At 43.1% G+C, this 19,369-nt stretch carries 22 protein-coding genes; 9 read left to right on the top strand and 13 right to left on the bottom strand.

Translation table 11 applies throughout. The features are described from left to right. On the bottom strand, positions 1-1,686 hold the full coding sequence (locus tag ICV01_RS01090; RefSeq protein ID WP_215287841.1) for a long-chain-fatty-acid--CoA ligase: 1,686 nt from the start codon (positions 1,684-1,686) through the stop codon (positions 1-3). A gap of 133 nt (positions 1,687-1,819) precedes the next feature. Here ICV01_RS01090 and ICV01_RS01085 point away from each other — a divergent pair, with 133 nt between their 5' ends. Further along, a complete protein-coding gene (locus tag ICV01_RS01085) occupies positions 1,820-3,013 on the top strand; it encodes a M20 aminoacylase family protein (RefSeq protein ID WP_215287840.1) in 1,194 nt (397 codons plus the stop codon). Here the strand turns inward: ICV01_RS01085 and ICV01_RS01080 are convergent. Further along, the gene (locus ICV01_RS01080) at positions 2,998-3,726 is read right to left on the bottom strand and encodes a DUF3047 domain-containing protein (protein ID WP_251369360.1); all 729 of its coding nucleotides are present in this window, start codon (positions 3,724-3,726) and stop codon (positions 2,998-3,000) included. The genes ICV01_RS01085 and ICV01_RS01080 overlap by 16 nt on opposite strands. Positions 3,727-3,809: 83 nt before the next feature. After that, a complete protein-coding gene (locus tag ICV01_RS01075; RefSeq protein WP_215287839.1) occupies positions 3,810-4,586 on the bottom strand; it encodes an enoyl-CoA hydratase in 777 nt (258 codons plus the stop codon). 140 nt (positions 4,587-4,726) lie between these two features. Here ICV01_RS01075 and ICV01_RS01070 point away from each other — a divergent pair, with 140 nt between their 5' ends. Continuing rightward, positions 4,727-5,515: an enoyl-CoA hydratase-related protein gene (locus ICV01_RS01070; protein ID WP_215287838.1), complete on the top strand. Its 789-nt coding sequence runs from the start codon at positions 4,727-4,729 to the stop codon at positions 5,513-5,515. Between the two features lie 34 nt (positions 5,516-5,549). Here ICV01_RS01070 and ICV01_RS01065 read toward each other — a convergent pair whose 3' ends face one another. After that, on the bottom strand, positions 5,550-6,752 hold the full coding sequence (locus tag ICV01_RS01065; protein WP_215287837.1) for a murein transglycosylase A: 1,203 nt from the start codon (positions 6,750-6,752) through the stop codon (positions 5,550-5,552). A 117-nt stretch (positions 6,753-6,869) separates the two neighbouring features. Then, entirely contained in the window at positions 6,870-7,244 is a 375-nt protein-coding gene (apaG, locus tag ICV01_RS01060; RefSeq protein WP_215287836.1) for a Co2+/Mg2+ efflux protein ApaG, read from the bottom strand. A gap of 60 nt (positions 7,245-7,304) precedes the next feature. Here apaG and rpe point away from each other — a divergent pair, with 60 nt between their 5' ends. From rpe to trpC, 5 genes are read left to right on the top strand one after another with little or no spacing between them, the layout of a single operon-like run. Next, positions 7,305-8,015, top strand: a complete 711-nt coding sequence (rpe, locus tag ICV01_RS01055) for a ribulose-phosphate 3-epimerase (protein WP_215287835.1) — start codon at positions 7,305-7,307, stop codon at positions 8,013-8,015. Then, positions 8,015-9,532, top strand: a complete 1,518-nt coding sequence (gene trpE, locus ICV01_RS01050) for an anthranilate synthase component I (protein WP_215287834.1) — start codon at positions 8,015-8,017, stop codon at positions 9,530-9,532. Before rpe ends, trpE begins: the two co-directional genes overlap by 1 nt. Further along, positions 9,516-10,082: an aminodeoxychorismate/anthranilate synthase component II gene (locus tag ICV01_RS01045; RefSeq protein WP_215287833.1), complete on the top strand. Its 567-nt coding sequence runs from the start codon at positions 9,516-9,518 to the stop codon at positions 10,080-10,082. The genes trpE and ICV01_RS01045 overlap by 17 nt, the downstream gene beginning before the upstream one ends. Positions 10,083-10,105: 23 nt before the next feature. After that, positions 10,106-11,137, top strand: a complete 1,032-nt coding sequence (trpD, locus tag ICV01_RS01040) for an anthranilate phosphoribosyltransferase (protein WP_215287832.1) — start codon at positions 10,106-10,108, stop codon at positions 11,135-11,137. 34 nt (positions 11,138-11,171) lie between these two features. Then, a complete protein-coding gene (trpC, locus tag ICV01_RS01035; protein WP_215287831.1) occupies positions 11,172-11,978 on the top strand; it encodes an indole-3-glycerol phosphate synthase TrpC in 807 nt (268 codons plus the stop codon). A gap of 2 nt (positions 11,979-11,980) precedes the next feature. On the opposite strand, the gene ICV01_RS01030 is transcribed toward trpC, so the two are convergent. From ICV01_RS01030 to ICV01_RS00995, 8 genes are all read right to left on the bottom strand, one after another. Continuing rightward, complete coding sequence (locus ICV01_RS01030) at positions 11,981-12,418, bottom strand: nuclear transport factor 2 family protein (protein ID WP_215287830.1); 438 nt, start codon at positions 12,416-12,418, stop codon at positions 11,981-11,983. Between the two features lie 59 nt (positions 12,419-12,477). Continuing rightward, positions 12,478-13,281 carry a 2-keto-4-pentenoate hydratase gene (locus ICV01_RS01025; RefSeq protein WP_215287829.1) on the bottom strand — a complete coding sequence of 268 codons (804 nt, stop codon included), beginning with the start codon at positions 13,279-13,281 and terminating at the stop codon, positions 12,478-12,480. Between the two features lie 8 nt (positions 13,282-13,289). Further along, positions 13,290-13,727 carry a tautomerase family protein gene (locus ICV01_RS01020; RefSeq protein ID WP_215287828.1) on the bottom strand — a complete coding sequence of 146 codons (438 nt, stop codon included), beginning with the start codon at positions 13,725-13,727 and terminating at the stop codon, positions 13,290-13,292. An 18-nt stretch (positions 13,728-13,745) separates the two neighbouring features. Continuing rightward, positions 13,746-14,510, bottom strand: coding sequence for an SDR family NAD(P)-dependent oxidoreductase (locus ICV01_RS01015; protein ID WP_215287827.1), 765 nt, complete (start codon positions 14,508-14,510; stop codon positions 13,746-13,748). A 16-nt stretch (positions 14,511-14,526) separates the two neighbouring features. Next, positions 14,527-15,459, bottom strand: coding sequence for a catechol 2,3-dioxygenase (locus ICV01_RS01010; RefSeq protein WP_215287826.1), 933 nt, complete (start codon positions 15,457-15,459; stop codon positions 14,527-14,529). Positions 15,460-15,790: 331 nt separating this feature from the next. Further along, complete coding sequence (locus ICV01_RS01005) at positions 15,791-16,690, bottom strand: hypothetical protein (protein WP_215287825.1); 900 nt, start codon at positions 16,688-16,690, stop codon at positions 15,791-15,793. A gap of 384 nt (positions 16,691-17,074) precedes the next feature. Then, positions 17,075-17,455 (bottom strand): hypothetical protein, encoded by a 381-nt coding sequence (locus ICV01_RS01000; protein WP_215287824.1) that lies wholly within the window; start codon positions 17,453-17,455, stop codon positions 17,075-17,077. A 53-nt stretch (positions 17,456-17,508) separates the two neighbouring features. Continuing rightward, positions 17,509-17,748 (bottom strand): helix-turn-helix transcriptional regulator, encoded by a 240-nt coding sequence (locus ICV01_RS00995; RefSeq protein ID WP_215287823.1) that lies wholly within the window; start codon positions 17,746-17,748, stop codon positions 17,509-17,511. A 60-nt stretch (positions 17,749-17,808) separates the two neighbouring features. On the opposite strand from ICV01_RS00995, the gene ICV01_RS00990 reads away from it, so the two are divergent. After that, positions 17,809-18,765 (top strand): YqaJ viral recombinase family protein, encoded by a 957-nt coding sequence (locus ICV01_RS00990; protein WP_215287822.1) that lies wholly within the window; start codon positions 17,809-17,811, stop codon positions 18,763-18,765. Beyond that, a complete protein-coding gene (locus ICV01_RS00985) occupies positions 18,762-19,358 on the top strand; it encodes a recombinase RecT (RefSeq protein ID WP_215287821.1) in 597 nt (198 codons plus the stop codon). The genes ICV01_RS00990 and ICV01_RS00985 overlap by 4 nt, the downstream gene beginning before the upstream one ends. The last annotated feature ends 11 nt before the right edge of the window (positions 19,359-19,369 follow it).

Raw genomic sequence — 19,369 nt, 5'->3', positions numbered from 1 at the left:
TTAGTTAGTTCTTAATTCTCGACGAAGAATTTTTCCCACATTTGTTTTAGGCAACTCAGCTCTAAATTCAATATATTTAGGTCGCTTGTAGTTCGTTAGATTTTCTTTGCAATGAGCCATCACTTGCTCTTCTGTTAAATGAGGGTCTTTTTTCACAATAAAGACTTTTACTACCTCACCAGAATGCTCGTCTGGCAAACCAACCGCGGCACATTCTGATACACCAGGCATCATCGCCACCACATCTTCCACTTCATTGGGATACACATTAAATCCAGATACCAAGATCATGTCCTTCTTACGATCAACGATCTTTACGTAACCTTTGTCATTCATGTAACCAATGTCGCCCGTTTTAAAGAAACCATCAGCTGTCATCACTTTGGCAGTTTCATCCGTACGATTCCAATAACCTGCCATTACTTGTGGTCCACGAATACAAATTTCTCCCGGGGTTCCATAGGGCACATCATTACCAGCATCATCGCGTATAGCGGCATCTGTACCAGGCACTGGTAAGCCAATATGGCCTGTGTATGACTCGATAAGAGGTGTATTGCAGCACGCCACAGGAGATGTTTCGGATAAACCATAACCCTCAGCGATAGGTTTACCAGTCAGAGCCTGCCAACGATCAGCCACAGCCTTCTGCACCGCCATGCCTCCACCGATGGTGACTAATAGTGTTGAGAAATTGATTTTTCCAAACCCTGGATGATTCATCAACGCATTAAATAAAGTATTAACCGCTGGGAAGATATGGAACACCTTCTTTCCAGTTAACAACTTAATAAACCCTGGAATATCTTTAGGATTAGGCACAAGAATATTCAAGCCACCCTCACGAATGCCAAACATGCAACAAGCCGTTAAAGCGAAGATGTGATACAGCGGCAACGCGCAAATGAAGATCAACTGATCTATCTGTTTACCTCTTAAACCAGGCTCTAGCCATGCTTCCGTTTGTAGCAAATTCGCCAAAATGTTCCGGTGTATCAAAGTTGCACCTTTTGATACACCGGTCGTCCCGCCCGTGTATTGCAAGAAGGCGATGTCATCATGACCAACATGAGGTGGGATCAAGGTATGAGACGCCCCCTGACTTAACGCATCTTTAAAATTTGAAGACTTAGGTAAATGCCAAGCAGGCACTAATTTTTTAATTTTGCGCACAACAAAATTAACAATCTTGCCTTTGAATCCCATCAGCTCGCCCATGCTAGTCACAACAACATGCTGAACCGGCACAGTTTTCTGTATTTGCTGATACACATGCGCAAAGTTTTCTAAAACAACAATTGCTTTAGCGCCACTATCTTTTAACTGATGCTCTAACTCTCGAGGGGTATAGAGTGGGTTGACATTAACCACCACCAAACCTGCACGTAATACCCCAGTGATAGCAATTGGGTACTGCAAGACATTCGGCATCATTAAAGCGACGCGATCACCTTGCTTAAGTCCAAGCGATTGAAGATATGCCGCAAATTGCTGCGAGGCAGCATCTAATTCGCGATAAGTCATATTGACTCCCATACATTCAAAAGCGTTTCTATCCGCATATTTACGGAAAGACTCTTCAAACATATGATTCAAAGACGTGTATTGCGCATAATTCACCTGATGCGGAACCCCTGCCGGATAGCTATCTAACCACGGCTTAGCTTGGTTCGTCGTCTGACTCATCGCTTATCTCCTTTATAAATTATTAAAATTAAGCGGATATGTGAAATACTGCACCAAAATGTCATGAATACCAAGCATACTCAATAACCCTTATAAGAGATATGATTTAGGTTGAGCAGCTAATATAAAACTTATGAAACTATTACCCGAGATTCTCCAATCAGCAGCAGTCATTCAAGCGATTCGCAGAGATATACACGCGCATCCAGAGCTTTCTTTTGAAGAAAAACGTACCTCAGATGTGGTTGCTGAAAAACTTCAAGCTTGGGGAATCGCTGTTCATCGAGGTCTTGGTAAAACCGGTGTTGTTGGCACCATCGAAGGTACACAAGGTAAAGGACAATCTATCGGCTTAAGAGCTGATATGGATGCCCTACCTTTACAGGAACACAATCGTTTTGATCATGCATCAACGCATGATGGAAAAATGCATGCTTGTGGTCATGATGGCCATGTTGCGATGTTGCTAGGTGCTGCAGAATATTTATCTAAACACCGTGACTTTAAAGGTACGGTTCATTTCATTTTCCAACCAGCTGAAGAAGGTGGTGGTGGCGCTCGAGAAATGATCAAAGATGGTTTATTTGATTTATTTCCTTGCGATGCCGTATTTGGTATGCATAACTGGCCAGGTTTAGCTGTTGGTGAATTTGGCGTGACCCCAGGCCCGATGATGGCTTCTAGTAATGAGTTTGTCATTACGATCACCGGCAAAGGTGGTCATGCTGCACTTCCCCACAACAGCGCGGACCCAGTTTTTGCAGCAGGTCAAATGTTAAGTGCGTTACAAGGGATCATTACCCGTAATAAACGCCCAATTGATGCGGCCGTTTTATCAATTACACAGTTTCATGCGGGAGATGCCAGCAACATCATTCCAGATAGCGCTTGGATTGGCGGCACAGTAAGAACTTTCACGCACGAAGTGCTAGATTTAATTGAAAGCAGATTGCATCAAATCGCAGCATCTGTTGCAGGTGCATTTGATTGCAAGGCGGAAGTTGAGTTTTTGAGAAACTACCCACCAACGATTAACCACGAAAAAGAAACCGCTTTCGCTGTTGAAGTCATGAAAGACCTAGTGGGTGAACATCGCGTTAATCCACGCATCGACCCAACGATGGGTGCGGAAGACTTTGCTTATATGCTGCAAGCAAAACCAGGCTGTTATGTGTTTATTGGTAACGGTGATGGCGATCACCGCTCTCAAGGACATGGTCTAGGACCATGCCAATTACACAACCCATGCTACGATTTTAATGATGAATTGCTACCTTTGGGATCCAGCTATTGGGTGCAATTAGCGATGCGTTATTTATCTCGATAAGGCGATAAAGCAATATCGCCATAAATGGCATTAACTTGAGTGCGGGTGTTATCACTATCGGTTAATAAACCCAAGCCAATCACCTGACCGGGCTCTTCATGGAATGCAGCCTTATAGTCTTTAGCTAAATCGCGGTGATGTTTTTGCCACTCGCCAATAGCCGTTTGACCACTATTAACCACAATCATTTTGATGCGTGAAGTTCTTGAGCTAGTGATGATGGTTTCAACAGGACTTTTAGCCGCCCATACATACATCAAACTGGCATAAGGCATATCGTGGCCACTAACAATTTTGGCTAACTCAAAAACCATTTGATCGCGAAGCGGCAAGCTACTTTTATCCCCATCAAATGCCACCAAAATTCTTAAAGGGGCATCATCTCTATGAGAGTCCGTAAGATCTGCTCCAGGAATATAACTCAGCGCCTTCCACTCCCAACTCAAAAACAAATCTTTAGTTGCTCTTGGCTTTAACGGCAAGACCAATCCAGAAGCAGATATATTGGCATCCGCATGCAAGACGGTTTTACCATCATGCTTTTTTAAAGTGTATTCAGTGTGATTTTTCTGAGGCGTAATACGCCAAATTTGCCACGCTTTCGGTAAACGGCCGCCCTGATTTAAATCAGAAAATTTACCAATATCTTCTGTAAGTGGCGCTTCTTTATCGCCACTCTCAAAGACTGCGCAGGACGTTAAAACTAAAGTCACTATTAACAATAGTGACTTTAGTTCTTTTAACAACTTTAGTGATTTCAACTTAATCCGTATTACTTATTTACTGATTCACTGGTTTACTGATTTTTAAAGTTAGCTGGGCGCTTTTCAACAAAAGCCGCCATACCTTCTTTTTGATCTTCCGTAGCAAAACATGAATGGAAGAGACGACGCTCAAAATGAACACCTTCATTTAATGAAGTTTCATAAGCAGCATTCACGCTTTCTTTCACCATCATGATGACTGGCAAAGACATCTCAGAAATTGTTTTCGCAACAGCCATGGTTTCTTCTAATAACTTATCTGCAGCAACAATGCGCGACACCAAACCAGCACGCTCAGCTTCAGCTGCATCCATCATGCGCGCTGTTAAACACAAATCCATCGCTTTAGCTTTTGAGACAGCTCTAGGCAAACGCTGTGTACCACCTGCACCAGGAATGATGCCTAACTTCACTTCAGGCTGACCAAACTTAGCTGTATCAGCAGCAATGATGAAATCACACATCATGGCAAGCTCACAACCACCACCCAATGCATAACCAGCAACTGCTGCAATCACAGGTTTGCGAATCTTGCGAATAGTTTCCCAATTACGCGTGATGTAGTCACCCTTATATACATCTGTAAAGCTGTATTTAGCCATCATGCCAATATCAGCACCAGCAGCAAAAGCTTTTTCACTACCAGTAATCACGATACAAGAAATGTTTTCATCCGCATCAAAACCAGTTAAAGCATCACCCAATTCATCCATTAATTGATCATTTAAGGCATTCAATGCTTTGGGGCGATTTAATGTAACTACACCCACACGACCTTCAACAGTTTTAATAATTGTTTCGTAGCTCATAGCGCTTCCTTCGTTCCCTTTAACTTCTATTGATGTCTTTTATAGATCTCATATGAGATTTAAGGCAAAACAAGAGCTTACCCCTAAACTCTGACAAGATGCTAGCATCTCAACGACAAACATTTGTAATCGGGCTAAAAATGAGCAAAAAAGAATTTGCGGAAGTCATTTATGAATCTAACCAAGGGATCGCGACCATTACCCTTAATCGTCCAGCAAAAATTAATAGCCTGACCTATCAAATGCATGCGGATCTACGATCCGCATTAGATTTAGTAGAACAGGATCCCGCCATTCGCGTGGTCTTAATAACAGGTGCTGGCAGAGGATTTTGCGCAGGCCAAGATTTAGCCGATCCAGCTACATCCCTAGATGATTTATCTGACACGCTAGAAAAAAATTACAACGTGTTGGTCCGCCGCATGGCCAATTTGAAGCAGCCCATTATTGCTGCCGTGAATGGTGTAGCTGCTGGAGCAGGCGCGAATTTAGCACTTGGTGCAGATTTAACATTGATGGGTAAAAAAGCGGTGATGACACAAGCCTTTGTCCGCATTGGCCTACTACCTGATGCAGGTGGCACTTGGCTCCTACCAAGACGCGTGGGCCTTCAAAAGGCATTGGGATTAGCCATGACGGGTGAGACCATTACCGGTGAAGAAGCTGAGCGCATGGGGCTCATCTGGAAAGCGATTGATGATGAATCATTAATGGCAGAGGCAGAAAAATTGGCGCAACATTTAGCGAATCTCCCCGCCCTTGCACTAGCTGAAATGAAACAAGCTATTCGCGCTGCCTTTACAAATACGCTTGATCAACAATTGGATGTGGAGCGTGATGCTCAAGTCAGACTTGGTAAAACAAAAGATTTCAAAGAAGGTATTGAAGCCTTCTTAGAAAAACGCCCTGCTAAATTTATTGGTGAGTGATAAAGATAAGCGCGCCATGTGTAGAAGTAATGATTTAACGCGGCAACAATAGCCACATTCTGCCTTGTTGCTTCATTCTGCCGGCGTACTCACCCGCCTGCTCCCCAGTACCCCAATAGAAATCAGCGCGTACCGCACCAATGATGGCACTACCTGTGTCCTGCGCCATCATTAAACGACGCAAAGGTTTCTCGCTCAAAGGATAGGTGCTTGCCAAATACACAGGCGCGCCAAGCGGCAATAACTTGGTATCAATCGCAATACTTCTTTCCGCGGTTAAAGGAACGCCTAAGGCGCCAATAGGCCCAACATCCACACCTTGAGCAGGCAACTCTTTAAAAAAGACATAACGAGGGTTAGCGTTCAACATTTCTTGAACACGTGATGGATTTTTATTCGCCCAACTTTGAATGCCTTGCATGGTTGCATTCGCTCGCGTAATTTCTTTGCGATCTAACAACCACTGAGCAAATGACTGAAATTTATGGTCATTAGTTCCCGCAAAACCTAAACGCACCATCGTGCCATCTTTCATACGAATACGACCCGATCCCTGAATATGCATGAATGCAGCAGCAACTGGGTCATCCACCCACACAATCTCTTGGCCTTTTAATTGACCACTGGCTAATAGCTCTGCGCGACTTGGCAACTCTGTTGGCTTTTTCTTTTTCCAAGCATCTGGGTATCGATGCAATGGTGTTTGAAAGGCACCACCACGCTCACGCGCCCCATTTAAGTAGGGCTCGTAATATCCAGTAATCAAACCATTAGAACTGCCAGCTGAAGGACCACTTTGATGCCTAATTTCCATCACCTTCATGTAGCTTTCAAAATAGCGGCGAATAGCACTTGGATCTGAAGCATTAACCTTATTGCTAGCACTACAAGCAGGCTTCCAATCAATGTCACTGGGGTTCCTTCTCATAAACCCCTGACAACTTCTTTGCCAAGCAGGCCAAGCTTGCGTTAAATCATCCTCTTGCCAACCAGGCAACTGACTCCAAGCCACTTGCTGTAGCTGGGCACCGCTAGATGTGTAGGATGAGCTTTTTGATGAAGTACTTCTATATTCAGGTGCACTGGCGCAAGAAAATAGCACTGCCGCAACCGTAATACCTAGAACATACCGAACAACCCCTCTTATGCCCCAAAAAGCACTATCCTTACCCCATATGTAATGACATTTACCCCAAAGGAACTTGAAATTGGCTGATTTATTTGATGAATATCCCATGCTTTTATTTGCTCTAGAGGCTGGCGTAGCTTTATTAATATTGGTAATTATCGTTGTTTGGACCATGATGGGTCGCAAAGACCAATAATTCGCCTTAAGAACCCCTCTAAAAACCTTTTAATGCAAGGTTCTTGGCATCACCAAGGCAAATTCGGGAATAGGTGCTTGGAAGAACTGGGCATCTTCGCTCACGCAGAAGAAATCTCCTCGCATGGTGCCCATAGGGGTTGGTAAGGTGGCCCAACTGGTGTACTCAAACTGCTCGCCAGGGCGCAATAAAGGCTGTTGCCCCACAACCCCTAGGCCACGAACCTCTTGAACATCGTTATCACCATCTGTAATGATCCAGTGTCTTGCTATTAACTGAGCCGGCAGTTGCCCTACGTTCTTAATAGTCACCGTATAAGCAAAGGCAAACTGCCTATTTTCGGGGTCTGATTCATCCGCCAAATAGGTTACTTTTACCTGAACATTGAATTGATGTTGTTCCATGGCACCAATTCTGCGCTATAGAAGACGCTACTGCAAGCCAGACCACGATAGAATCACACTATGGCTAAAACAAATACCCCAAATTCATACCTCATTGCCCCCTCTATTTTGTCGGCGGACTTTGCCCGTTTAGGCGAAGAAGTCAAGAATGTATTGGCTTCTGGGGCTGATTGGATTCACTTTGATGTGATGGATAACCACTATGTGCCCAATTTAACGATTGGCCCTTTGGTTTGTGAGGCTATTCGTTCTTACGCAGTAAAAGACGGTCAACCGGCTTGTATCGATGTTCACTTAATGGTGGAACCGGTAGATCGTATCGTCCCTGATTTTGCAAAAGCAGGCGCTAATTTAATTAGCTTTCACCCAGAGGCCAGCTCACATATTGACAGGACATTAGGTCTTATTCGTGACAATGGCTGCCAAGCTGGCTTGGTATTTAATCCAGCCACGCCTTTGCACTACCTCGACCATGTTTTAGATAAATTAGATTTAGTACTTCTCATGTCAGTGAACCCTGGCTTTGGCGGTCAATCTTTTATCCCCAGCACATTAGATAAGTTACGCGAAACTAAGGCGAAGCTTTTGGCTCATGAAGCTAAAACTGGTAAGAAGATTCGCTTAGAAATTGATGGTGGCGTTAAAGTCGACAACATCCGAGAAATCGCGGCAGCAGGCGCTGATACTTTTGTTGCAGGTTCTGCTATTTTTGGCAAACCTGATTACAAAGCCATCATCGACAGCATGCGTGAGGAGCTAGGAAAAGTCTAATGCAACGCGCAGATTTTGATGCTCTAGCCCAACAAGGCTATAACCGTATTCCTTTAGTTTCTGAGGCACTGGCAGATCTAGAGACGCCTTTGTCTCTGTATCTCAAACTAACTCAAGCTCACGGCACTTTAAATACATTTTTATTGGAATCCGTTGTAGGTGGCGAGCGTTTTGGGCGCTACTCGATCATTGGCTTGCAAGCAAAAACTTTAATTAAAGTGAGTGGTGGTGCTCATCAACCTGTGACGCAAGTCATCACGGACGGAAAAGTTGTAGAAACAGATCACGGCAATCCGTTAGATTTTATTTCGAACTATCACAGCAGATTCAAAGTGGCATTAAAGCCTGGCCTACCTCGTTTTTGCGGTGGCTTGGCAGGTTACTTTGGTTACGACACTATTCGCTATATCGAGCCTCGTTTAGCAAAACATCAATTACCTGATGAAACAAATCTGCCAGACATTCAATTAATGCTGACAGAAGAGTTAGCGGTGATTGATAACCTAGCAGGCAAACTATATTTAATCGTCTATGCGAACCCAGAGGAAAGTGGTTCCTATGAAAATGCTCAAGCAAGATTAAAAGCCTTACGCCAAAGTTTAGATACAGCTATACAAACACCAAGTACGGCTCCAACTAAAAAAACAGAAGCCATTCGCAAATTTGCGAAAGCTAATTTTATGGATGCGGTCAAACGCACCAAAGAATATATCTTAGCTGGTGACTGTATGCAGGTGGTGATTGGCCAGCGCATTAGTCAACCCTATACCGATTCACCGCTATCGTTGTACAGAGCCTTGCGTTCACTAAACCCATCGCCTTATATGTATCTTTACGACTTTGGCGATCATCAAATTGTTGGCTCTTCGCCTGAGATTTTGGTTCGCCAAGAAACTAGACAAATTGATGGTGAGAAAAAGCGCTACGTCACGGTTCGTCCAATTGCTGGTACAAGACCTCGCGGATCCAATCCCGAACAAGATGAACAGTTAGCAAAAGAGTTATTAGCTGATCCAAAAGAAATTGCGGAACATGTGATGTTGATTGATTTAGCTCGTAACGATATTGGCAGAATTGCTAAAAATGGTTCAGTCAAAGTAACTGACCGCATGGTGATTGAGAAATATTCACACGTTCAACACATTGTGAGTTCTGTTGAAGGTGAGCTTAATGATGATGCCAATAATATGGACGTATTAAGAGCCACTTTCCCAGCTGGTACTTTGTCGGGAGCTCCAAAAATTCGCGCGATGGAAATCATCGACGAAATGGAGATTGTGAAACGTGGCGTTTACGGCGGTGCTGCAGGTTATTTGTCATTCTCTGGCGACATGGATGTGGCAATTGTGATTCGCACAGGCATCATTAAAGATGGATTGGTCCACTCTCAAGCGGGAGCTGGTGTAGTAGCAGATTCTGATCCAGAATCAGAATGGAAAGAAACAGAAGCCAAAGCTCGCGCAGTACTGCGCGCAGCTGAAATGGTTCAAGGAGGTCTCGATGTTAGTAATGATTGATAACTATGACTCCTTTACCTATAACTTAGTTCAGTATTTTGGTGAACTAGGCGCAGATGTGCGCGTGTTTCGTAATGACGAGATTACTATTGCTGAAATTGAAGCATTAAAGCCAGATCATATTTGCATTTCACCTGGGCCTTGCAGCCCTAAAGAAGCCGGCATCTCGGTTGCCGCTATTCAACACTTCTCGGGTAAAGTCCCTCTACTGGGTGTTTGCTTAGGCCATCAAGCGATTGGTGAAGCTTTTGGCGGGAAAGTTATTCGCGCTAAGCGTGTGATGCACGGCAAAACAGATACAGTTCACACCACACAACAAGGTGTCTTTAAAGATTTACCCAAAGACTTCACGGTAACTAGATATCACTCTCTAGCGATTGAGAAAGAATCTCTGCCAGCTGATTTAGAAATTACCGCATGGACTGATGATGGTGAAATCATGGGTGTGCGTCACAAAAAATTAGCCGTAGAAGGTGTGCAGTTCCACCCTGAATCCATTTTGTCTGAATACGGTCACGAATTACTCAATAATTTCTTAAAGACAAAATAGTCTAAAGATTACAAAGGTTAAGTATGTCTATTACGCCTCAAGATGCTCTGCAACGTTGCATTGAGCAACGTGAAATTTTCCATGATGAGATGTTGCACATCATGCGCTTAATCATGAATGGCGAACTATCACCCGTCATGACTGCCGCAATCCTAGCTGGCCTTAGAACCAAGAAAGAAACCATTGGTGAAATCACAGCGGCGGCAACGGTGATGCGAGAGTTTGCAACCCATGTCAAAGTAAATGACAACAGTCACTTTGTTGATATCGTTGGCACAGGTGGCGATGGCGCACAAACTTTTAATATTTCCACTACGGCTATGTTCGTAGCAGCAGCAGCCGGTGCAAAAGTTGCGAAACATGGCGGCCGTAGCGTTAGTAGCAAGTCTGGTGCGGCTGACGTTCTTGAAGCTTTAGGTGTGCAAATTACGCTTCAAGCACCTGAAGTAGCCACATCATTAAATACTTGTGGCATGGGCTTTATGTTTGCCCCAAATCATCACCCAGCCATGAAAAATGTGGCTCCTATCCGCAAGGAAATGGGTGTACGCACCATTTTTAATATTTTGGGTCCACTAACCAACCCAGCTGGAGCACCTCATATGCTGATGGGTGTTTTCCACCCAGACTTAGTAGGTATCCAAGTACGTGCTCTACAGCGCTTAGGCACCAAACAAGCTTTGGTTGTTTATGGCAAAGAAGGTTTAGATGAGATTTCTTTAGAAGGCCCTACCATGATTGGGGAATTAAAGAATGATCAAATCAAAGAATATGAAATTCACCCATCAGACTTTGGCTTAAAAACAACCAAGACGGATACTTTCAAAGTAGCTGACGCAGAAGCATCTAAAAAGATCCTTTTAAGTGTTTTAGATAATCAAGCAGGTCCAGCACTTGATATTGTTTGCTTGAATGCGGGGGCAGCTCTTTATGCCGGTAACTTGGCAAAAGATATTGGCGAAGGATTGCAAATGGCTAAAGCGGCGATTGCTAGCGGTAAAGCTAAACAAAAACTTGAAGAGTTTATTAAAACAACTCAAAATTTAGCAAAGTAGTAATTTAAAGATAACTAGCAGGTAATTAAAAGCAATGAGCGATATTCTTAAACGTATTTTGGCCACTAAATTTGATGAAGTAGGCAAATCCTCTTCTCAAGTCCCCATGCATACGCTAAGAGCTGATGCTGAGGCCAGTCTAAAAGAAACGAGTCTAAAACCTCGTGGCTTTGCTCATGCTATTGAAAAGAAAATTGCTGCTGGCTTTCCCGGTGTTATTACAGAAATCAAAAAAGCTAGCCCAAGTAAAGGCGTTTTTAGAGAAGATTTTGATCCTGCCAAAATTGCAAAAAGCTATGAACTCAATGGGGCGGCTTGTTTATCTGTTTTAACGGATAAAGATTACTTTCAAGGATCCGAAAAATATCTAAGGGAAGCGCGCCATGCTTGCAGCATCCCTGTTCTTAGAAAAGATTTTCTAGTGGATCCTTATCAAGTATATGAAGCTAGGGCGATGGGGGCTGATGCCATCCTATTAATCGCGGCAGCACTCGATGATGCCCAGATGCAAGATTTTGAAAGCATTGCCACTGAATTACATATGGATGTTTTAGTTGAAGTGCATGATGAAGCGGAACTTCAACGCGCACTGAGATTAAACACATCTTTATTAGGTATCAATAACCGTAATTTACGCACCTTTGAAGTTAGCCTAGATACCACCTTGAAGATGCTAAAAGATATTCCAACAACTAAACGAGTCGTCACTGAAAGCGGCATCCTCACCAAAGATGACGTGAAGAAAATGCGTGATGCGAATGTTCAAGCATTTTTAGTCGGTGAAGCATTTATGCGCCAAGATGACCCTGGCTTAGGTCTCAAAGAATTATTTTTTAGTTAAACCTAAGGGTTCATCGGGTAGCCACGGCCTTCGTAATCAAGGCCACCGATCCGATGATGAGAAACCCCTTGATGGGTTGGGCAAGCATAGTAGGCTCTAATTTCTTGAATCTTCCCATCAGAGGTAAATTGGTACCATTCATCACCTCTTAAAATTTGACCTACCTTTTTCTTAAAATGACTCCATTCAATAACAGCCTTACCTGTTTCTGGGTCACCAACAAAATTATCAACAGTCCAAAAAGAACCTAACTCAGCCACACATTTAGCCCAACAATCACCAATCGCTTGAGATCCTCTTAAAGCCCCAAACGGACTGCCCTCCGGGAAATAATGAGTCCCATCTGCTGTGAAAAATTTCTGAATAGCTTGTGAATCGCCTGTATTGCAAGCAGAAAAATAATCTCGAATCGTTTGCTCCATGAATGCTTTAGTCAACATCGCGATTCCTTTATTTTTTATTTCATTCAATATTTACTGAAAATATTTTCAAAAAATAGCTACGCAAAATGTGCTTTCACCACACCTAATCCACCAAACTCAGCGACAAAGCTTTGTTGTGGTTTGGCTGGATGAGCTTTTGATAAGCCACCCGTCATGATGATGGATCCCGCTGGAATAGCTTGTTCTTTTTCAGCTAAAAAGTTAGCCAACCAAACAATCGACAATAACGGGTCACCCATGGAGTTAGCGCCAATGCCATTATCAATACAACGACCCTCCGTCCAAAGCAATACCCCACTTAAACGTAAATCACCTGCTTGAGATAATTTTTTGGGTGGCCCCAAAACAACTCTTGAAGCTGAGCTGTTATCTGAAATATTGTCAAATAACGTAAATTTGTATTCTTTATATCGGGTATCCACAACCTCTAAAGACGGCATCACAGCTTCGATATGACTCAAAATACTTTGGCGTGTTTGATTGCCACCTTCAATCTTTCTATTAATCAAAATAGAAATCTCTGGCTCTACCAAAGGATGCATTAATTCATTGCTTGGAACTAAACCATCTAACTGACCACCTTCGCTATCTAGAAGATGATCGCTAGTTAAAACGCCATAATTAGGCCTAGCGATATTCATTTGAGCACGCATAGCTGGACTGGTATAGCCCAACTTAAACCCAACTGTTTGCGCATTGTTATGGGCTTGCCTACGCTTAAGGGTTGCTGCAGCAATCGCGTACGCATCCTGCTCATCTAAATCAGGATGCGCTGCCGTTAAAACATCAACGGGTGTTTTTGTTATTTCAGCCTGCCAGAGCTTTTCTGAGCAGGCCTCAATGATTTCTTTAGAAACCATAAACTGGTTTAAGCCCCTGCCTTTGCGCGCGCTTCAATTTCAGCTTTACGCAAAATCGCTGCTGCCGTACCGCCAATACCCCAGTTATCAGGCTTGCAATTAGCAATATGCACGCGAATACGGCCACGATCAGTACCCAAATGCTGCACCAAAATATCTGTGATAGTTGTAATGATCTTATGGTGCTGCTCTAAAGGACGACCTTCCATCAGAACCATTTCAACATAGGGCATTTCAACTTGACCACGAGGCTTGGTCTTCATGACCTCGCTAGCAGGCTCACCTTCAACACCCCATAAATCTGGATCAATCTCTGTTACCCAAACTTCTAGACGATCTTTTGGCGCAGAAAGAATATCCGCCATAGCCATAGAAACATCATGAATCACTTTCTTTAAAGTTTCTTTGGAATGACCTTGTAAAACATTGATATGTGCTACTGGCATCGTTATTCCTTTTCTTAATTAAGGTAGACCATGTCTACGACCAGAATCCAACATGAGTGACGAACCGGCCATCGCATCAGCTTCTGGAGCCAATAATAAACAAATACCCCAAGCCACTTGCTCAGGGGTCGTAAATGCATGAATCGCTGATTCTTGTTTCAACTCATTGAACACTTCCTCAACCGATACACCGCGCTGCGCAGCACGCGCATTAGCAACATTGCGTAAACGTTCCGTATCAGCAGGGCCAGGAGCTACTAAATGAGCAGTAATTCCTCGCTCACCCAATGCCCAACTAAATTGACGCATTAAGTTGGTTAAACCTGCATTGGCTACACCAGCAGTTGCTGCATAAGCAGTTGGCTCAAAACCATAGTGACCACCAACAGCCACTAATCTAGAGCCACGCACCAAGTGCGCATCGGTTGCACGATGCAAACGCAACATACCGCCAGCTTTAATGTTGATAGCTTGAGATAGCGCCAAAGGGCTAGCTTCTAAAACACCACCTGCCACAGGCACGCCTGCTGCATGCACAACCATACGAACAGTTGCATCAATTTTGGCTTTAATTATTTCAATAGCAGAATCATCACCAATATCAGCGATGACATAGCTAATGTGTTCTGAGGTAGCAGCCAGAGCTTTTAGCTCATCTTCTCTGCGACCAATAGCTAATAAATGAAGACCGGCATCTACAAGACGATGAGCCACGGTAGTACCTAAAGCACCCGTGGCTCCGACCATAACTGCCAGCTCGCGTTTTTTATTTTGAGCTGTCATGAATGATTAATTTAAATTAACTAACAATGGTTAAGAAAGATTCGTGCAACTTACCAGTTGTATGGTCTAAACCGTAACCAAACTCATCAAATGTCCACTTAATCGGTTCCCAATCTGGATACGGCTCATAGCTACCGCAGAATGTTTCAAAACGGTTACCGGATGGGTCCCATGCGTAAATGGTTGTGCCACGAGTCACGCCGTGACGAGTTGGGCTGATATCCACAGGCACCTTGTTCATACCGATGATATCTGCTGCACGCAATACTTTTTCCCATGACTCTAAACGGTATGAAACGTGGTGCAACTTACCTGGCTCTGGGTGCTCAACAAACGCGATATCGTGAGCCTTATGTGAACAGCTCAAGAAGTAAGCAGCTGTGTGCTCGCCATCAGGAGCAACCACATACTCAACCACTCTAAAACCTAATACTTTAGTAAATAACTCTTTGTTACCTTCAATGTTTGGACCATACAACAAACAGTGGTCCATACGAATCGGAGCAATACCGTGCTCAGCAGTCTTCGTATTCCAAGGAGCTGGGTTAACTAAACCAGAACCGTTACCAACGTGATTCTTCTCAGCATATAACTCAAAGAAATGACCTGTTGGTGCTTGGAAACGAACGCGCTCACCAGTTTCTAACAACTCACCAGCAGGGATACGCTCAGTTTTAACACCATAAGCATTTAAATCTTTTTCTAATTGATTCAAAGTTGGTACATCCAATACTCTGAAACCAAAGAAATCAATACCAGCACGATCTGCTTGACGAATAATCACGCTGTTGTGATCACGCTCATCCCAACCTTTGAAGTAGTGACGACCTGATGCATCTTTACCAGTCTCAACTAAACCCAAAACATTTCTGTAAAAGTGCAGAGCTTCTTCCAAATCCAATACGCGAATCTGCGCATGTCCTGGTCTTAATACGCCTGTCATTGCCATGTTTATTTCCCCTTTTGTTCACTTAAAGAAAGATGTCTTTAAGCATCTATTAAAACTCGTTTTTAGTGAGACTGATTTTGATATTTCTATCTCATGAATGCAATGGGCAGTTACCCTATAAGCCAAAATATATAAGCCTTCCAGCCCCCTCAAATGTCACTTAAATGACTAATCGGGAAGATTAGGTAAGCAACCCCCTTAGCCGTCAGATAAATCCAAAAGCATGCGTGATGGCTATGGCTAGCCTGCCACCTCAGGCTAGCCATTCCACTCTATTAAATTGTTAAAGAAGATCGTGTTTTTAACGAGAAAAACACGTAACTACAAAATACTAACTACTTGATTTAGCTTGTGAATTTGGCATTTCGTTTCGATTTTTTTGACCTAAACGAAGTGCGTCATCCTGAGCTTGTTGCAACTTGCTGTAATTCATCATTAGCTGAACAGCTGACCTTGTCGCATTCAACTCCTTATCTAAGCGTTGCTGTAACTTAGTCAGAGTTGCTGAATGGCTAGCACTCAACCTCTGAAAAAAATCTATACGTTGCTTTTCCAGATAAAACTGCAGCTGAGGCTTGATCGATTCAAAAATAGTCTGATAAAAATACTGGGCATGAATTTCATCTAACTTCCAAGATAGGCCATCCAAACAAATTGACTCCACGTCATTCGTGTTACTTAAGTCCACCGTCAACTCTGAGTCCATCTCATCACAAGCACCAAAACGATTTAGCAAAACTTGTTTAAGTTCTGGGTAGCTGGCATCTAATTCTGCTAGTGAAGGCTTATTAGGTAATCGATCTTTTAGATCCATAATTTGGTCGCAAATCAGTTGTGCATGATCTCCCTCAGCCTTAGAGATCTGATGATTAGGATTAACGAAATATATAGGCGCTTTAGAAATTAAAGCATCAGGCACACCCAAAAATTTCGCAAACTCAATCGGTGAAGCACTCTGATACAGGTCATGCTCCATGGCTACAATTTGGCACTTCAAACGACGCGCGACCCACTGATGATCTAATACCATATCGGATAGATCCCGCGCCAGCTCATCCTTGGCTCGAAACGATTTCTGATACTGACGACGTTTCTTCTCATAAGCATGAGCATCTTCTGACGGCAATACAGCCGTCTTACTGTAAGCACCATGTTTCAGGGCATTCATCGAAGAGTTCCGCTTACCCTGACTGGATCTAGGACCAGTCTGACCTTTATTTAATTTTTGCATAAGCAACCTTCTGCCAATTTGGCGGAAATATCAAAATGGATACTGGCGCATGCCAGCTCGATTGGTGAAACGTTGCAACGCTATTAGGGAGGTCGCGTGAAACCTTGCAAGGCTAAGCTTATCGTCGATAAGAACCCACTAGCCTGATGATGGGTTGCTTGCTTTTTAGCAAGCCAGGGTTGGCAGCGCTGTAAGTGCAACAGTTGGCGCGCGAACTCAACTGCGAGGCTCTAGTCTACATGAAAAATATGATTCTTGCTAAGCTCATCATGAAATAATTAAATAAGCTTGGCAGGCGATTTAATACAAAACAACACTAAAGTACACTAAGCTACACTAAGTTATAACAAACACCACTAGCTATAGCTATCGTTACAAAATTTATTAATCGAAGAGAATACCTTCAACTAAATTTAGATGTGAAGATCGACATTGAGGGCATCGATACTGAACTCGCTGATCCCATTCCGGAATTAATTGACCGCCACAATCACATGAAGCTGTTAGCTCATGCATGAGTTTGGTTTCATCTGAATCGAAGCCGCCACCATGACGAGACCACTCACTTGGTGTATTTAAATGATGTAATAACTCTTCTTTCGTTAAGGTCTTTCCCTCAACAAAATTAGCCGGGCCTTTACGTGGGACATTTTTAATAGTGCCACATAGAGCACATACTTTTTGATAAGAAGTCCACCCACCACCTTTTGTCAAAGTGAACTGGTGTTTGCAATCAAGACATGTGCATTGGCATCGTGAACCCATGCCAATCACTTTAAACCAAAATTAAAACTGGTCTATGGTTAAAAAAAGACAAGTTATTTTTTAGGGTAGTAGCGTACGCCCGGACCATCTTCTGGTGTGCCGATGAACTCAATGCCAGCTTCTTCAAATATTTTTCTCAAGGTATTAAATGTAGAAAGATTTCCATTTGGAACGCCATCTGCAGACTCAAACCGCTTGAGAGTGGTTGTACCAACCCCTGACCTTTGGGATAACTCCTCCAAGGACCATTTCAGCGTTGCTCTAGCTGATCTAAGTTGAGCACTTGTAAACAATCTAATTTAGACCTATAATGGTCTTAAATAGACCATTTATTACAGTTGAAAGGGATAAAAATGCTTAATAATCAAGATTTTGCACTGTTACGGGCTAAAAGTCTAGGCGGATCAGACATTGGCGCCATCTTAGGGCTATCTAGGTACAGAAGTGCTGTGGATGTCTGGATGGAGAAGACGGGCAAGGAAGTAGCTGTTAGGGATTCCTTGCCTTTGCGCTTTGGCCAGTTTGCTGAAGAATTTGTTGCATCTGAATATGCCCTAGCGACTGGATTGTCTTTGGTTACTCATGATGATGCAGTTGTTCATCCACACTATGAATACATGCATGGGCATATTGATCGCTTTGTTCTATCAGGTGATTTATCTCTAATAGATAGCGATGGTCGTATTACAGCTTCTCGTATCTTAGAGTGCAAAACCGCTAATCCGTTCGCTCAATCAGAATGGGGAGAGTCTGGTAGTGATCAAGTACCTCTATCGTATTTGGTGCAGTGCGTCTGGTACATGATGCTCACCAATATCGATCGAACGGATTTAGCGGTCTTATTTGGTAATGCGGATTTTAGGATTTATGAGATTACTAGAGATCTTGAATTAGAGGCCATGGTGTTAGAGCGTGCCGTATCCTTTTGGGAAAATCATGTGCTAACCAATACCCCGCCTTTAGCTACTTCCGAGTATGACTATAAGACCCTCTTTGGTAAATCAACAGTGAGTAAATCTGTTGAGGCGCCTGTAGAGACCTGTGAACTGATTAAAAAATTAAAAGCGCTTAATGAGCAAGTGGAGCAATATGAAGCAGAAATTAGTCAGATTAAACAAAGCATCATGGGACAGATGCAAGATGCAGAAGTGCTGACTTTTCATGGCCAAACCTTAGCGACTTGGAAAGCACCGAAGCCCTCCGTCAGATTAGATGCCAAACGTCTCACTGAAGAACATCCTGAATGGGCCAGTCAATATCAAATAGCGGTACAGAATAGCCGTCGCTTAGTGATTAAGGAGCTCTCATGAAAGCCCTTCAATCAGCGATTGATAAAACTAGTCAGAGTCTAAATATTGATCCTGAAGAATTACAGCTATGGCTTGATGAATATTTAGGGGTGCCACTCTACCCTCAAATACAACTATTAAGACTTGCTAGCAAATATCAACTAGATCCACTATCTGATGAAATTAGCTTGCTACCAAGTGAAGATGGTAATTACAAACCATTTATAACGATTGATGGATGGTCCAAACTCATCAACAACCATCCTCAATATGCTGGAATGAGCTTAAGAGACTCTACCGAGCTAGTAGATAACGTTCCGACTTGGATGGAATGCACGATCTACAGAAATGATCGCATCCTACCAATCGTGATTAAAGAATATTTAGAAGAAGTTAGAACCGATCACCCATCTTGGCAACAGATGCCAAGGCGTATGCTCAGACATCGAGTGATACAGCAATGCGCGAGGTTAGCTTTAGGGATTTCAGCAAATGAAGGAACATCACGATCCACAAAGGCTATCCCAGAAAATATCATTCTGACCAAAGACTCAACATCAACAACTCCACCAAAAAAGCAAACAGTTCTGTTGAAAGAGAAACTGGCACGTTAATAATTAAGCTA

This window comes from Polynucleobacter sp. MWH-Spelu-300-X4 (assembly GCF_018687515.1).
In the GTDB taxonomy this organism is placed as follows: domain Bacteria; phylum Pseudomonadota; class Gammaproteobacteria; order Burkholderiales; family Burkholderiaceae; genus Polynucleobacter.
The sequence above is the reverse complement of the archived record's forward strand: the minus strand, read 5'-3'. Positions and strand labels throughout refer to the sequence as shown.